The 15,735-nt window shown below is 52.9% G+C and carries 15 protein-coding genes; 9 read left to right on the top strand and 6 right to left on the bottom strand.

What is annotated here, in order from left to right:
* Positions 1-38: 38 nt before the first annotated feature.
* Positions 39-2,264 carry a mechanosensitive channel protein gene (gene ybiO / locus FFT88_RS22575; RefSeq protein ID WP_001267216.1) on the top strand — a complete coding sequence of 742 codons (2,226 nt, stop codon included), beginning with the start codon at positions 39-41 and terminating at the stop codon, positions 2,262-2,264.
* On the opposite strand, the gene rlmF is transcribed toward ybiO, so the two are convergent.
* A complete protein-coding gene (gene rlmF, locus FFT88_RS22580; protein WP_001275941.1) occupies positions 2,261-3,187 on the bottom strand; it encodes a 23S rRNA (adenine(1618)-N(6))-methyltransferase RlmF in 927 nt (308 codons plus the stop codon). The genes ybiO and rlmF overlap by 4 nt on opposite strands.
* 275 nt (positions 3,188-3,462) lie before the next feature.
* Here rlmF and mcbA point away from each other — a divergent pair, with 275 nt between their 5' ends.
* The 5 genes from mcbA (at position 3,463) to ybiJ (ending at position 8,124) form a co-directional block, all read left to right on the top strand.
* Positions 3,463-3,723 carry a DUF1471 family periplasmic protein McbA gene (gene mcbA / locus FFT88_RS22585; protein ID WP_010347475.1) on the top strand — a complete coding sequence of 87 codons (261 nt, stop codon included), beginning with the start codon at positions 3,463-3,465 and terminating at the stop codon, positions 3,721-3,723.
* A gap of 264 nt (positions 3,724-3,987) precedes the next feature.
* Complete coding sequence (locus tag FFT88_RS22590) at positions 3,988-6,270, top strand: catecholate siderophore receptor Fiu (protein WP_135405756.1); 2,283 nt, start codon at positions 3,988-3,990, stop codon at positions 6,268-6,270.
* Positions 6,271-6,581: 311 nt separating this feature from the next.
* Positions 6,582-7,259, top strand: coding sequence for a PKHD-type hydroxylase YbiX (ybiX, locus tag FFT88_RS22595; protein WP_135405757.1), 678 nt, complete (start codon positions 6,582-6,584; stop codon positions 7,257-7,259).
* A gap of 73 nt (positions 7,260-7,332) precedes the next feature.
* Positions 7,333-7,599: a C4-type zinc finger protein YbiI gene (ybiI, locus tag FFT88_RS22600; RefSeq protein WP_000146357.1), complete on the top strand. Its 267-nt coding sequence runs from the start codon at positions 7,333-7,335 to the stop codon at positions 7,597-7,599.
* A 264-nt stretch (positions 7,600-7,863) separates the two neighbouring features.
* Positions 7,864-8,124: a DUF1471 family protein YbiJ gene (gene ybiJ / locus FFT88_RS22605; protein ID WP_130259773.1), complete on the top strand. Its 261-nt coding sequence runs from the start codon at positions 7,864-7,866 to the stop codon at positions 8,122-8,124.
* A 13-nt stretch (positions 8,125-8,137) separates the two neighbouring features.
* Here ybiJ and ybiE read toward each other — a convergent pair whose 3' ends face one another.
* The 4 genes from ybiE to dinG all read right to left on the bottom strand — a co-directional run bounded on the left by ybiE (position 8,138) and on the right by dinG (position 12,630).
* Positions 8,138-8,197, bottom strand: a complete 60-nt coding sequence (ybiE, locus tag FFT88_RS25710; protein WP_211180490.1) for a protein YbiE — start codon at positions 8,195-8,197, stop codon at positions 8,138-8,140.
* Between the two features lie 66 nt (positions 8,198-8,263).
* Positions 8,264-9,349: a hydroxycarboxylate dehydrogenase HcXB gene (gene hcxB, locus FFT88_RS22610; RefSeq protein WP_135405758.1), complete on the bottom strand. Its 1,086-nt coding sequence runs from the start codon at positions 9,347-9,349 to the stop codon at positions 8,264-8,266.
* Between the two features lie 140 nt (positions 9,350-9,489).
* On the bottom strand, positions 9,490-10,452 hold the full coding sequence (gene ybiB / locus FFT88_RS22615) for a DNA-binding protein YbiB (RefSeq protein ID WP_135405759.1): 963 nt from the start codon (positions 10,450-10,452) through the stop codon (positions 9,490-9,492).
* 27 nt (positions 10,453-10,479) lie between these two features.
* A complete protein-coding gene (gene dinG / locus FFT88_RS22620; protein WP_135405760.1) occupies positions 10,480-12,630 on the bottom strand; it encodes an ATP-dependent DNA helicase DinG in 2,151 nt (716 codons plus the stop codon).
* Positions 12,631-12,749: 119 nt separating this feature from the next.
* Here dinG and ybiA point away from each other — a divergent pair, with 119 nt between their 5' ends.
* Together ybiA and FFT88_RS25335 are read left to right on the top strand one after the other, a co-directional pair.
* The gene (gene ybiA, locus FFT88_RS22625; protein WP_135405761.1) at positions 12,750-13,232 is read left to right on the top strand and encodes an N-glycosidase YbiA; all 483 of its coding nucleotides are present in this window, start codon (positions 12,750-12,752) and stop codon (positions 13,230-13,232) included.
* Positions 13,233-13,247: 15 nt separating this feature from the next.
* The gene (locus tag FFT88_RS25335; RefSeq protein ID WP_165383153.1) at positions 13,248-13,388 is read left to right on the top strand and encodes a hypothetical protein; all 141 of its coding nucleotides are present in this window, start codon (positions 13,248-13,250) and stop codon (positions 13,386-13,388) included.
* 77 nt (positions 13,389-13,465) lie between these two features.
* On the opposite strand, the gene rhlE is transcribed toward FFT88_RS25335, so the two are convergent.
* Positions 13,466-14,833 (bottom strand): ATP-dependent RNA helicase RhlE, encoded by a 1,368-nt coding sequence (gene rhlE / locus FFT88_RS22630; protein ID WP_135405762.1) that lies wholly within the window; start codon positions 14,831-14,833, stop codon positions 13,466-13,468.
* Positions 14,834-15,061: 228 nt separating this feature from the next.
* On the opposite strand from rhlE, the gene cecR reads away from it, so the two are divergent.
* Positions 15,062-15,733 (top strand): DNA-binding transcriptional regulator CecR, encoded by a 672-nt coding sequence (gene cecR / locus FFT88_RS22635; protein ID WP_024191852.1) that lies wholly within the window; start codon positions 15,062-15,064, stop codon positions 15,731-15,733.
* Positions 15,734-15,735: the final 2 nt, after the last annotated feature.

Raw genomic sequence — 15,735 nt, forward strand, 5'->3', positions numbered from 1 at the left:
TACTTATCTTTTTGCTCTGTTTTCTCACTGGAGGAGTCATGCGGTGGATCCTGTTCATCCTCTTCTGCCTGCTGGGCGCGCCTGCCCACGCGGTATCCATACCCGGCGTTACAACCACAACGACAACGGACTCAACGACTGAACCGGCCCCGGAACCGGATATCGAACAAAAAAAAGCGGCCTATGGCGCACTGGCGGATGTGCTGGATAACGACACCTCGCGTAAAGAGTTGATCGACCAGTTGCGCACCGTCGCCGCTACGCCCCCTGCGGAACCGGTCCCGAAGATCGTGCCGCCGACGCTGGTTGAAGAGCAAACCGTGCTGCAAAAGGTCACCGAAGTCAGCCGCCATTATGGTGAAGCCCTTTCCGCCCGCTTCGGGCAACTTTATCGCAATATCACCGGCTCCCCGCATAAGCCATTTAATCCACAAACCTTCAGCAATGCGCTGAGCCATTTTTCAATGTTAGCGGTATTAGTGTTTGGTTTTTACTGGCTGATTCGTCTGTGCGCACTGCCGCTGTATCGCAAAATGGGTCAGTGGGCGCGGCAAAAAAATCGTGAGCGCAGTAACTGGTTGCAGCTTCCGGCGATGATTATCGGGGCGTTTATTATCGACCTGCTGTTACTGGCACTGACATTATTTGTCGGCCAGGTATTAAGCGACAACCTGAATGCGGGCAGTCGCACCATCGCTTTCCAACAAAGTTTGTTTCTCAACGCCTTTGCCCTGATTGAATTTTTCAAAGCCGTACTACGTCTGATTTTTTGCCCAAACGTGGCGGAGCTGCGCCCGTTCACGATTCAGGACGAGAGCGCCCGTTACTGGAGCCGTCGCCTGAGCTGGTTAAGCAGCCTGATTGGCTATGGCCTGATTGTGGCCGTGCCGATTATCTCTAATCAGGTGAATGTACAGATAGGTGCGCTGGCGAACGTCATCATTATGCTGTGCATGACCGTCTGGGCGTTGTACCTGATCTTTCGTAATAAAAAAGAGATTACCCAACATTTGCTCAACTTTGCGGAGCATTCGCTGGCCTTTTTCAGCCTGTTTATCCGCGCCTTTGCGCTGGTGTGGCACTGGCTGGCAAGCGCCTATTTTATCGTGCTGTTTTTCTTTTCGTTGTTCGATCCGGGCAACAGCCTGAAATTTATGATGGGCGCGACGGTGCGCAGCCTGGCGATTATTGGTATCGCAGCGTTTGTTTCCGGTATGTTTTCCCGCTGGCTGGCGAAAACCATCACCCTCTCGCCACATACTCAGCGTAACTATCCGGAGCTGCAAAAACGGCTGAATGGCTGGCTTTCGGCGGCGCTGAAAACGGCGCGTATTCTGACCGTCTGCGTGGCGGTAATGCTGCTGTTGAGCGCATGGGGATTGTTCGATTTCTGGAACTGGCTGCAAAACGGCGCGGGGCAGAAAACCGTAGATATCCTGATCCGTATCGCACTCATTCTTTTCTTCTCGGCGGTTGGCTGGACGGTGCTCGCCAGTTTGATCGAAAACCGGCTGGCTTCGGATATTCATGGCCGCCCGCTACCGAGCGCCCGCACGCGTACCCTGCTGACGCTGTTTCGTAACGCGCTGGCGGTGATTATCAGTACCATCACCATCATGATTGTGTTGTCGGAAATCGGCGTCAATATCGCGCCATTGCTGGCAGGTGCCGGGGCATTAGGTCTGGCTATCTCGTTTGGTTCGCAAACGCTGGTGAAAGATATTATCACCGGGGTATTTATTCAGTTTGAAAACGGCATGAACACTGGAGATTTGGTGACTATCGGGCCGTTGACCGGCACTGTGGAACGGATGTCGATTCGCTCCGTGGGCGTGCGTCAGGATACCGGGGCGTATCACATCATTCCGTGGTCTTCGATTACCACCTTTGCTAACTTTGTCCGCGGCATTGGTTCGGTAGTGGCAAATTATGATGTTGATCGCCATGAAGATGCTGATAAAGCCAATCAGGCACTGAAAGATGCGGTAGCGGAATTAATGGAAAACGAAGAAATTCGCGGGCTGATTATTGGTGAACCGAATTTTGCCGGGATTGTCGGCTTAAGCAATACCGCGTTTACACTGCGTGTTTCGTTCACCACGCTGCCACTCAAACAGTGGACGGTACGCTTTGCCCTCGACAGCCAGGTGAAAAAACATTTCGACCTGGCGGGCGTTCGCGCGCCAGTGCAGACTTATCAGGTGCTGCCTGCTCCGGGCGCGACCCCGGCTGAACCGTTGCCGCCGGGGGAACCAACGCTTTAACGCTGGCGATTGACAAAACGGCGGCGCTGCTCGTCGTTCATAAAGGTCCAGGCTATAAAGCGGCTCTGCTTTTGCCCCTGGGCCATCTCTTTTTTGACCACTTTCACCGCGCCCACGTCCGTCAGAGCACGATACAACGGCGGTAAGTTTTCGCCACGAGATACCAGCGAGGTAAACCACATCACCTGCTTCGCGAAGCCTTTACTCTCTTCAATCATCTTTTTGATAAAGGCGACTTCACCGCCTTCACACCACAACTCCTGTTGCTGACCACCAAAGTTCAGTGCATCGTCTTTGTTTAGCCCCAGGTTACGGCGTTTACGTTCACTACCTGCCCGTGCCGCAGCGGCGGAATCGTGGAATGGCGGGTTACACAAGGTCGCGTCGTATTGCTCGTTTTTATGGATGATGCCGTTAAAAATCGCCCCACTCTCTTTTTGCCGACGCAGACGAATGGCGCGGTTAAGCCCCGGATTAGCACTGATGATCGCCTGCGCACTGCTTAACGCCTGGCTGCTGGTTTCACTACCAGTAAAACGCCAGCCATATTCATGTACGCCAATCAGCGGGTAAATACAGTTCGCACCAACGCCGATATCCAGAATGCTGGCATTAGCTGGAATTGTTCCGCTTGCTTCTGCCAGTAAATCGGCAAGATGATGAATATAATCCGCCCGGCCCGGTACTGGTGGGCAGAGAAAACCGTCGGGGATATCCCAGTTCGCTACGGCGTAAAAATGGGCCAGCAACGCCTTATTGAGCGCCTTCACCGCCAGCGGATTGGCAAAGTCTACGCTTTGCTCCCCGGCGGGTGTAAGCGTGAGGAATTGCCTGAGTTCAGGATTCACCTGACAAAGCGTGGCGAGATCGTAGCGGCTGTGATGACGGTTGCGCGGATGCAACCCCGGTTTCTGGGCGGACATAGCATTCTCCTTTAAGCAGCGGCGTAAGATACCCGCATAACGCGACAGGGTAAATATCTGGCTGCGTTTATCGTTTCGAAAGACCTTAACATGACTATGGCTTATAGCAATTCACCATAAAAATCAGCATCATGCATGTCATTGATTTGTCTTATTTTGTAAAAATATATCGTTCAAAAAATAAGCACATCTCTGTCAATTTTTTGCGTCATTTGCATCGCACAGGCGACCTACACTTATCAGGCACTACTCGTTGTATTTCTGAGGATGTCATTATGAAAAAGTGCCTCGCACTACTGATTGCCACCGTCCTGAGCGGAATCACCTTCACGGCTTATGCCGCGCAGCCTCTGAGTAACCAGGACAGCGGTCAGCTACGGCCCGCCGGTACCGTTTCGGCAACTGGCGCATCAAACCTAAGCGATCTGGAGGATAAACTGGCAGAAAAAGCGCGCGAACAAGGCGCGAAAGGTTATGTCATTAATTCCGCGGGCGGAAATGACCAGATGTTCGGTACTGCAACCATCTACAAATAACCCCACCAACGTAACTGCATTCGCCTCTGGATGCAGTTTTCGCCTGTTTTGTAATCAAAAAACATCAAATATGAACGCAATGTAAATAAATGTATTTCTTTTTCGCGCAATGGGTGATAGAAAATCGCGCTAAGTGATAATGCTTATCAAAATTATTATCACTTTCACGAACACTATTACGGGATTAACAGTGGCATCGCATCCGCAGAGATGCTTTCTCGTGACAGTGAAAACTTAAACATATAAGAAAAAGTCACCTGCCAAATGGAAAACAATCGCAATTTCCCTGCCAGACAATTTCACTCGCTCACGTTCTTTGCCGGTCTTTGTATTGGCATCACGCCTGTGGCACAGGCACTCGCCGCCGAAGGGCAAACTAACGCGGATGACACGCTGGTTGTCGAAGCATCAACGCCTTCGCTTTATGCGCCACAACAATCTGCCGATCCGAAATTCTCGCGTCCGGTAGCGGATACGACCCGCACGATGACGGTGATTTCTGAACAAGTGATTAAAGATCAGGGCGCGACCAACCTTACCGACGCGCTCAAAAACGTCCCCGGCGTAGGTGCATTTTTTGCTGGTGAGAACGGTAACTCCACCACTGGCGACGCCATTTATATGCGCGGTGCCGATACCTCTAACAGTATTTATATTGATGGCATTCGCGATATCGGCAGCGTCTCGCGCGACACCTTCAATACTGAGCAGGTCGAAGTGATTAAAGGTCCGTCCGGCACCGACTACGGGCGCAGCGCGCCGACGGGCTCGATCAATATGATCAGCAAGCAGCCGCGCAATGATTCCGGCATTGACGCCTCCGCCAGTATTGGCAGCGCCTGGTTCCGCCGCGGCACGCTGGACGTCAATCAGGTGATTGGCGATACCTCCGCGGTGCGTCTGAATGTGATGGGCGAAAAAACGCACGATGCCGGACGCGACAAAGTCAAAAATGAGCGTTACGGCGTCGCCCCTTCCGTAGCTTTTGGCCTTGGCACAGCGAATCGTTTGTATCTTAATTATCTGCATGTCACCCAGCACAACACGCCAGACGGCGGCATTCCGACCATCGGTTTGCCGGGCTATTCCGCCCCATCTGCGGGAACGGCGGCACTGAATCATTCCGGAAAAGTTGATACGCATAACTTTTATGGCACGGATTCCGATTACGACGATTCGACCACCGATACCGCCACCATGCGTTTTGAGCACGACATCAACGATAACACCACCATTCGCAATACGACCCGATGGTCGCGCGTGAAGCAGGATTACCTGATGACGGCGATTATGGGCGGGGCGTCGAATATTACCCAGCCTACCAGCGATGTGAATAGTTGGACCTGGTCACGTACGGCGAACACCAAAGATGTGAGTAATAAAATTCTCACCAACCAGACCAACCTGACTACCACGTTTTATACCGGCTCTATCGGTCATGATGTTAGTACTGGCGTGGAATTTACCCGTGAAACGCAGACCAACTACGGCGTTAATCCGGTGACGTTACCGGCGGTGAATATTTATCATCCTGACAGCAGCATTCATCCCGGCGGCCTGACGCGCAACGGCGCAAACGCCAATGGTCAGACGGATACCTTCGCAATTTATGCCTTCGATACGCTGCAAATCACCCGTGATTTTGAGCTGAACGGCGGGATCCGTCTGGATAATTATCATACTGAATATGACAGTGCCACCGCCTGCGGCGGCAGTGGACGCGGCGCAGTCACCTGCCCTGCTGGCGTGGCAAACGGTTCTCCGGTCACCACCGTCGACACTGCCAAGTCGGGCAATCTGGTCAACTGGAAAGCCGGGGCGCTGTATCACCTGACGGAAAACGGCAATGTCTATATTAACTATGCCGTTTCCCAGCAGCCGCCGGGCGGCAACAACTTCGCCCTTGCGCAGTCTGGCAGCGGTAACAGCGCCAGCCGCACCGACTTTAAACCGCAAAAAGCCAACACCAGTGAGATTGGCACCAAATGGCAGGTGCTGGATAAACGCCTGTTGCTTACCGCCGCGCTGTTCCGTACTGATATCGAAAATGAAGTTGAGCAAAACGATGACGGGACTTACTCACAATACGGTAAGAAACGCGTCGAAGGCTATGAGATATCCGTGGCCGGGAATATCACGCCCGCGTGGCAGGTGATTGGCGGATATACCCAGCAAAAAGCGACCATTAAAAATGGCGCGGACGTGGCTCAGGATGGTTCATCATCACTGCCATATACGCCGGAGCACGCCTTTACCTTATGGAGCCAATATCAGGCAACCGATGATATTTCCGTTGGCGCGGGCGCGCGTTACATCGGCAGTATGCATAAAGGTTCAGACGGCGCGGTGGGAACGCCAGCATTTACCGAAGGTTATTGGGTCGCCGATGCCAAACTGGGATATCGGGTTAATCGCAATCTCGACTTCCAGCTAAACGTCTACAACCTGTTTGATACCGATTACGTCGCCTCAATCAACAAGAGCGGCTACCGTTACCACCCGGGCGAACCAAGAACGTTCCTGTTCACCGCCAATATGCATTTCTGATTCAGATGTGGGGCGCAGGGCTCACTAATGTTGATGGCGAGAACAGGACTGCCTGATGCGCTGCGCTTATCAGGCCTACAAGGTTGTGCAACACATTGAATTCACATCATTTTGTAGGCCGGATAAGGCGTTCACGCCGCATCCGGCACCTGAGTACCATTGCCTGATGCGCTGCGCTTATCAGGCCTACAAGGTTGTGCAATACATTGAATTCACATCATTTGGTAGGGCAGATAAGGCGTTCACGCCGCATCCGGCATGACTGTTAAAAATCGGTGTGGGGCGTAGGCCCCACTTTTTGGAGAACTTGTATGATGTACCACATTCCCGGTGTGTTATCGCCACAGGACGTCGCGCGTTTTCTTGAACAACTGGAGCGAGCCGAATGGGTTGATGGACGCGTCACCACCGGCGCACAAGGCGCACAAGTTAAGAACAATCAGCAAGTTGATATCCGCAGCGCCCTGTACGCCGAATTGCAAAATGAGGTGCTGAACGCGGTTAACCAACATGCTTTGTTCTTTGCCACTGCCTTGCCGCGTACCCTTTCCACGCCGCTGTTTAATCGCTATCAGAACAATGAAACCTATGGTTTTCATGTGGATGGTGCAGTACGCAGTCACCCGCAAAACGGCTGGATGCGCACTGACCTTTCTGCCACGCTGTTTTTGAGCGATCCACAAAGCTACGACGGCGGCGAACTGGTCGTAAATGATACCTTCGGACAACATCGGGTAAAACTCCCGGCTGGCGATCTGGTGTTGTACCCCTCCAGCAGCCTGCACTGCGTGACACCCGTAACCCGTGGCGTGCGAGTGGCATCATTTATGTGGATCCAGTCGATGATCCGCGATGATAAAAAGCGCGCCATGCTGTTTGAACTGGACAACAATATTCAGTCGCTGAAAAGCCGCTATGGCGAAAGTGAAGAGATCCTGTCGCTGCTCAATCTTTATCATAATCTGCTGCGGGAATGGTCGGAGATCTGACGCTTGAACTGCCCAGGTTCGTCCCTATATTAGCTACACTTAACTGTACAAGTATTGATATGGGGAGGACGATATGGCATCCGGTTGGGCTAACGATGACGCCGTCAACGAACAGATCAACAGTACAATTGAAGATGCGATCGCTCGCGCTCGGGGTGAAATTCCGCGTGGCGAAAGCCTGTATGAATGTGAAGAGTGTGGCGCCCCCATCCCACAGGCCCGTCGGGAAGCCATTCCTGGCGTGCGCTTATGCATTCATTGTCAGCAGGAGAAAGATTTACAAAAACCAGCTTATACAGGATATAATCGCAGAGGTTCGAAAGACAGCCAGTTACGTTAACTACAACTGGCGGGATGTATAGCGAGTATAATTTGTATTTTGCGTGGCATTCCGTGCCTTTAACGCTGCCGTGACTGCCACGCGATATAAAACGGGTCCATAAGTACAACAAATAAATGATTTATCAATATGTTAGATATCAATCAATTTATTTGAACAAGGCGGTCAATTCTCTTCGATTTTATCTCTCGTAAAAAAACGTGATACTCATCACATCGACGAAACAACGTCACTTAAACAAAAATCACCTGCGAGAGATTAATTATGAAAACTATCAATACTGTTGTTGCTGCTATGGCTCTTTCAACTCTGTCATTTGGCGTGTTTGCCGCGGAACCGGTAACGGCATCCCAGGCACAGAGCATGAACAAAATCGGCGTTGTTTCTGCCGATGGCGCATCCACCCTCGATGCCCTGGAAGCGAAACTGGCTGAGAAAGCGGCGGCAGCTGGGGCGAGTGGATACAGCATCACTTCCGCCACCAACACCAATAAATTAAGCGGTACTGCGGTAATTTATAAGTAATTCGTAAGCCGGATCAGGCGTTTACGCTACGTCCAGCACAAGTATTTCCCTGTCTGTTTGCCGACAGACGCATATGCTCTAACCCTCATTGATCCTATGTTACCCTTGTTTGCCCGTCCGACACTGGACGGGCTTTTTTTTAGCTGGCTAACTGCTGACAGAAAGCCTGCAACGTCTCTTCCGGCATACCAACCTGTCGCGCCGCATCACAAATGGCCTGCCAGCTTCCCGCATCCAATGGGATCCCCAACTCCTGCCGTTCGCGACGCGTGTTCACTTCCCACTCACCCGGTAGCAAAATCGGCTTATCTTCATCATGCGGCGAAGCTTTCACCCACTCGGCAAAGGCGTCGGTCTGCGCGCTACAATCCGGCGCGCCGAACAGTTCCGGGTTGATGATGATAGTGGTCATGCAGTTAAGAATGGTATCGGGACTGGTTTGTAACGTTTCCTGATGCGTCGTTTTACCGCCAGAAAGCGCCCCGCCAAGAATTTCACACATCGCCGCCAGCGCGTAGCCTTTATGTTCAGCAAAGGTCAACAACGACCCCAACGGCGACTCCTGCATGACCGCCGGATTTGTCGTCGGGACGCCGTTAACATCAATCAGGCAGCCTGGCGGCACGGGAACACCTTTATGCCAGGCGACGCGAGTTTTACCAAATGCGATGGCGCTGGTGGCGTAATCAAGCAACAGCGGGAAGTTATCTTTACGTGGAAAAATCACACAGAACGGATTGGTGCCAAAGCGGCTGTCGCGGCCGTGGAACGGTGCAACCATTGGAATACCAACCACGTTAACAAAGTGGATAGAGACAAACCCCGCCGCCGCGCACTGTTCCGCCCAATAACCGATTCGGCCGATATGATGCGAGTTATGTAGCGCCACGGCGGCAATGCCGTGCTGATGCGCTTTCTCAATCCCCAGCGCCATCGCTTCGTGTGCCGCTACCTGACCAAATGCGCGATCGCCATCAAGCGTGACCACAGCCCCCGCCTCTTTGATAATTTTGGCGTGATGGTTGATTTGCAAAGAACCCAGGCGCCAGGAATGCACATAGCTTGGGATCATGCCAATACCATGTGAATCATGCCCAGCCAGATTTGCCGCGATTAAATGATCGGCAACTAATTTTGCTTCCTGTTCCTCGCTCCCCATCTGACGAAATACAGCCTGAATAAAACGGTGTAGCGTCTGCGCATCAAAGCGATGACCACTTTCCATGGTTAACTCCTGTTTATGTTATATGCCTGTTGCTTTTTTATGCTGCGCGCCAGACGCGGGAAGGTCAATAAAGATGCAGGAATTTCATATTGCGGTGGGGTAAAGGCCGGATGACAGTGCTCATCCGGCGGAGAGAAAAATTAAAATGCCTGATTAACGCGCGCCAGGCCGTCGCTAATGGTTGCCACTTCGCCTGCCGCCAGCAGGCAGCAAGCCATCTGGATTTTTAGTGACTGAGGGATCGGTTCGCTGCCAGCCAGGCAACGTTCAATCCACTGCGCCGTGGTTTCCGGGTCTTTGGCTTGTGGCAGTAGCTCGCTGCCAGCAGTGTCCTGTTTTTCATACAGCACCCGCATCCCTTCACGGTCGATCAGATTGATTTGCGGGCAGCGTTGCGGATTAGCATACACTTCACCTTCAGTGCCATGCATTAACAGCGCTCGTCCGCCAATATCGCTAAAGAACTTCGCGACGCGTCCGATGTATTCCGGATGCGAAACGCTGGAAAGACGCAGCGCCTCACCTTCGGCAAATGACGTCGCCAGTTTCGCCAGGGTATGCGCACTGTTACGCACGCCCATCCGCCAGCGCATCGCCAGTTGTTTTTCCAGCGGCGGGCAAAACGCGCCCACAGGCATAAACACCAGTTGATGTTCGTCGAGCTTCGCCTGCGCCTGCCCGCCGTGCAGCGTTGGCGCTATCCCCATCAGTTCGAAAATGGTTTCTGTCAGCACGCGGGTTGGATCTTCGCTAACCCCGTGAACCACCACAGGAAAACCGAGTTTGTGCAGCAGAATCGCCAACAACGGCGTCAGGTTGGCCTGTTTACGCGCGCCGTTGTAACTGGGGATGACAATCGGCATCGGCTTGCCTGCAGGCGGCGTCAGCTTGATGGTGTGATTTTGCATGGCTTCGTAAAAGCCGAGCATCTCTGCTTCCCCTTCCCCTTTGATACGCAGCGCAATCAATACACCGCCCAACTCAAGGTCAGGGACTTCACCATTGAGCATATGGGCATACAGACCGCGCGCAGTATCCCGGTCTAAATCGCGCGCGTGGTTTTTCCCGCGCCCAATCTCTTTAATGATTTTGCGATAGTCCATTTACGACTCCTTACCTGACTCACATCATTAACGCCGCCGACGGCGTGGGGATTTCGCTTTTTCTTTCTTTTTAACTATACCTTCAGGGACTTCCGGTTGCTCAATCGGAAATACCGGTAATGCATCCAGTAGTCGCTTGCCATAGTTTTTGGTCAGCAAGCGTTTATCGTAAATCACCACTTCCCCCCAGCAGCTGTGGCTTCGGATCAAACGCCCGACCTGCTGGATCAGGTTAAACGAGGCGCTCGGCAGGCTTTGCACCTCAAACGGATAGCGATTGAGGCTTTTCAGCCATTCCCCTTCGGTGATCACCACCGGGCTGTCGATGGGCGGAAAAGCGATTTTGTGGATATGCACCTGGCTGAGCAGATCACCTTTCAAATCAAGCCCCTCGGCAAATGACTGTAAGCCCACCAGCACACTGCGCTCACCGTTGCCGACGCGTTTGCGGTGCAGTTCAACTAAACGGTAACGTGGCTGATCGCCCTGCACCAGCAACATCAACCGTAAATCCGTCACATAGTCGAGAAACCGCTGCATCGCCCGTCCGCTGGCAAACAGTACCAACATACCGAGATGTTTTTTGCTCTCCACCTGCTCACGGAAGAACGCCGCCATTTCAGCAATGTGCTGTTCTTCGTTGTCAATGGAAGGCTCAAAGCGCATCCGGGGAATAACAATTTTGCCCTGTTCGCAGTGGTTGAAGGGGGAATCCAGCGCCACAAAGCGGTCGCCCGCTTTCTCTTTCAGCCCGCTCATCTCCTGCAAACGCGAAAAACTGTTCAGCGATCGCAAGGTCGCGGAGGTGACAATAATGTGCGGAATGCTGCGCCACAGCAGCCTTTCCAGTTGATCGCTAACGCGGATCCCCACGCAGTGAAACCAGAGATGCAGCTGCCCGTCGCGCTCTTCCCGCGTCGCCCATTTAGTCACCGGCGCACCGGAAGATTGCGCCAGAGAAGCCAGCCGCCAGAGTTTGCTTTGCGCCTCGAACATCCCCAACGCGCGATTCATCTGCAAAATCAAACGGTGCAGACGCACAATGTCATGGCTGCCAGTTTTCTCACTTAAATCGTTAAGAAATAACTCCGCCAGCCCGCGTAGCATCTCGGTGAGTTTCGCCAGCCGCTGGCAGATCTCCAGCACTTCATCAGGCAGTTCGCCCATCGCGAAACGGTGCTCTGCCTCTTGCCCGGCAGGCATGTAGAGATTGAGAATGTTGTTTAACGAGGCGATAAGCTCATACAACTCTTCACAATGCGCATTCAAACGTTCAGGGATCGCCAGCGGTGGGATTGTCTTCGGGCGAAACTGCTCCATGCAGGTAGCGACCAGTTTGGTGAACAAGTCCAGCTGTAGCCGATACCACGGTGCGGTGATTTCGGCGCTCATCTCCAGCGCATCCCGCGCCACGTCCGGCAGGTGATGCCCTTCATCCAGCACCAGCAGTAAATTTTTCGGGTCAGGCAATACGGCTTCGCTTTCCATCGCCGCCATTACCAGCGCATGGTTTGCCACCACCACTTCCGCTTCCTGAATCTCCCGACGGGCAACAAAAAACGGGCATTCGCGATAGTAGTAACAGTTGCGGTTGAGGCAACTGGCTTTGTCGGTACTCAAACGACGCCAGAGATCGTCATCTATAGCGATATCCGTATGATCGCGCAGACCATCCCATTTATAAGTGTCGAGATCGCCCTTCAGCTTCGCACAACGTTTTTGCTCTTCCTGATTGTTCGGCGTCAGTTCGTCGTCAAGAAACGCCAGCAGATCCTGTTGCGTGGGTTCAGTGCTGGCGAGCGCCGTCAGGTTACGCGGACAAACGTAGCGCCCACGCCCAAAAGCGGCAGTGAATTTAAGATCGGGAATGATCTTTTTCAGCAGCGGTAAATCTTTGCTGTAGATCTGATCCTGCAACGCCACGTTGGCGGTACTCACCACCAGCGTTTTTTGCTCTTCGCGGGCAATGGCGATGCCGGGAATCAAATAGGAGAGCGTTTTCCCAACGCCGGTGGGGGCTTCAATCGCCAGATGCCGCCCTTCTTCTCCGGCCAGCGTTTTGGCGACGTCCGCAATCATCTGCCGCTGCGGCGCACGGGGAATAAAGTCGGGGATCTGTTCCTGAAGCGCCTTATACCAGGCGGCAATTTGCGCTTTAAGCGCGGCGGTTAATGCCATGAGAAAACCTGAAATACTGTATAAACAGCCAATATTGTGGCATTTTTCGGTTTTCAGGGGTAATGGTTTTTCTGTTTCTGGAAAGCGGCTCGCATTAACCACCAACATAATGCGGTTTAATGCCCGTTCGAACACAAAGGATCCAACACGTCATGCAAGACACCACCATAAATTTCTACAGCACCGGCGATGACTACGGTGATTTTTCTAACTTTGCCGCCTGGCCCATTAAGGTTGACGGGAAAACCTGGCCCACCTCAGAACACTATTTCCAGGCACAAAAATTCCTTGATGAAAAATACCGCGAAGAGATCCGTCGGGTTTCTTCCCCCATGGTCGCCGCACGCATGGGTCGCGATCGTTCTAAGCCTCTGCGTAAAAACTGGGAGTCGGTCAAAGAACAGGTGATGCGTAAAGCACTTCGCGCTAAATTCGAACAGCATGCAGAACTGCGCGCGCTCTTACTGGTAACAGCGTCCGCAAAACTGGTTGAGCATACGGGAAATGATGCTTACTGGGGAGACGGTGGTAATGGTAAGGGCAAGAATCGACTGGGCTACCTTTTAATGGAGTTGCGCGAACAATTGGCTATAGAGAAGTAACGTCTCGGGTGGCTTATGAGCGGTAAAACAGAGAAATCTTTTTTCCGCGTTCTCAAATTGCTGACAAGTGCTTGTTGTGAAATGCCGGATGCGGCGCAAGCGCCTTATCCGGCCTACAAAAGCATGCAAATTCAATATATTGCAGAGTTCACGTAGGCCTGATAAGCGTAGCGCATCAGGCAGTTTTGCGTTTGTCATCAGCCTGATGCCGGGCTATGCCCGGCATCAAAAGATTACTGCGCAGCGGCAGGTTTACGCGGACGGCGACGACGTTGTTGCTCGCCTGCCGGTTTGGCATCGCCGAGGCGACGAGATGGTTTTTCTGCGGGCTTCGCATTACCAGACTTCGCACCACCTTCAGCACGGCGAGGTTGCTGTTGACTGCGACCACCACCTTGCCCACGACCGCCGCCGCCACCACGTTGCTGGCGACCGTTCTGGATCGGTTCGGCTTTGATTGACGGGTCCGGCTCATAGCCCGGAATCGCAATGCGCGGGATCTCTTTTTTCAGCAGTTTTTCGATATCACGCAGCAGTTTGTGTTCATCAACACACACCAGCGACAACGCTTCACCGGTAGCAGCCGCGCGACCGGTACGCCCGATACGGTGGACATAATCTTCCGGTACGTTTGGCAGTTCATAGTTGACGACGTGCGGCAACTCTTCGATATCCAGACCGCGCGCAGCGATGTCAGTTGCCACCAGCACGCGAATATCGCCCGATTTAAAATCGGCCAGCGCACGAGTACGCGCACCTTGCGATTTATTACCGTGGATCGCCGCACTACGGATACCATCTTTATTAAGCTGTTCCGCCAGATGGTTAGCGCCATGTTTGGTACGGGTAAACACCAGCACCTGCTGCCAGTTCCCTTTACCAATCATATGCGACAGCAATTCGCGTTTGCGTTTCTTATCAACAAAGTGAACGTGCTGGGTCACCTGATCAGACGCAGTATTGCGGCGTGCCACTTCGATTTCCAGCGGGTTGTGCAACAGTTTTTCCGCCAGGGCTTTAATATCGTCAGAGAAGGTCGCGGAGAACAACAGGTTCTGGCGCTTCGCTGGCAGTTTTGTTAACACGCGACGGATATCGTGGATAAAGCCCATGTCGAGCATGCGGTCAGCTTCATCGAGGACGAGGATTTCTATCTGGTCCAGCTTCACCGCATTCTGATGTTCCAGGTCCAGCAAACGCCCCGGCGTTGCCACCAGAACATCAACGCCGCCACGCAATTTCATCATCTGCGGGTTAATGCTCACACCACCAAACACCACCAGCGAACGAATGTTCAGGTATTTGCTGTAATCACGGACGTTTTCGCCAATCTGCGCCGCCAGTTCACGGGTCGGGGTAAGAATGAGCGCACGTACCGGACGACGCCCTTTGGCGTGCGGCTCGCGGGAAATCAGGTGTTGTAGTAGCGGCAACGTAAAGCCCGCTGTTTTGCCCGTGCCGGTCTGGGCACTGGCCATCAGGTCGCGGCCTTCCAGCACCGCAGGGATCGCCTGCTGCTGAATAGGGGTGGGTTCACGGTAACCTTGCTCGGCAACGGCGCGCAGGATATCAGGGCTTAAACCCAAAGAATCGAAAGACATAACTACTCCGGACCGCCCCGACCGTTACCGGTGTAGTTTTCAGGGAGATACTGAAAATGAAAATGACAAAAACCACAATGTCATGAGGGAGCGGAGTGTAGCAGTTTTTGTGACGCAGCGCATAAATTATCCCTGTGACTGGCGTTGCTAAAATTTCTGGCCATACTGGACAACGCTAAAAATGAGTCATAATCTTAATCAATCATTTGATTAAGAATGGGCTGTGCTATGAATAGTCCTGCCATGACAACCAAAGGTGAACAGGCGAAAAAACAGCTGATTGCTGCGGCACTGGCACAGTTTGGTGAGTATGGAATGAACGCCACCACCCGCGATATCGCCGCCCAGGCCGGGCAGAATATCGCTGCCATTACCTATTACTTCGGTTCGAAAGAAGATTTGTACCTCGCCTGCGCCCAGTGGATTGCCGATTTTATTGGCGAGCAGTTCCGTCCGCACGCCGAGGAAGCCGAACGCTTGTTCGCACAACCACAGCCGGATCGCGCCGCTATCCGCGAACTGATCCTTCGCGCCTGCAGGAACATGATCCAACTGCTCACCCAGGATGACACCGTCAACCTCAGCAAGTTTATCTCCCGTGAACAGCTCTCTCCCACGGCGGCCTACCATCTGGTGCATGAACAGGTGATTAGCCCGCTACACAGCCACCTGACACGCCTGATTGCCGCCTGGACCGGCTGCGACGCCAACGATACCCGCATGATCCTCCATACCCATGCGCTGATTGGCGAGATTCTGGCGTTTCGTCTCGGCAAAGAAACGATTCTGTTACGTACCGGCTGGACTGCGTTCGATGAAGAAAAGACCGAACTGATTAACCAGACGGTAACCTGTCATATCGACCTGATTTTGCAAGGATTATCGCAAAGGAGTTTGTAGTG

The organism is Escherichia sp. E4930 (assembly GCF_005845405.1).
In the GTDB taxonomy this organism is placed as follows: domain Bacteria; phylum Pseudomonadota; class Gammaproteobacteria; order Enterobacterales; family Enterobacteriaceae; genus Escherichia.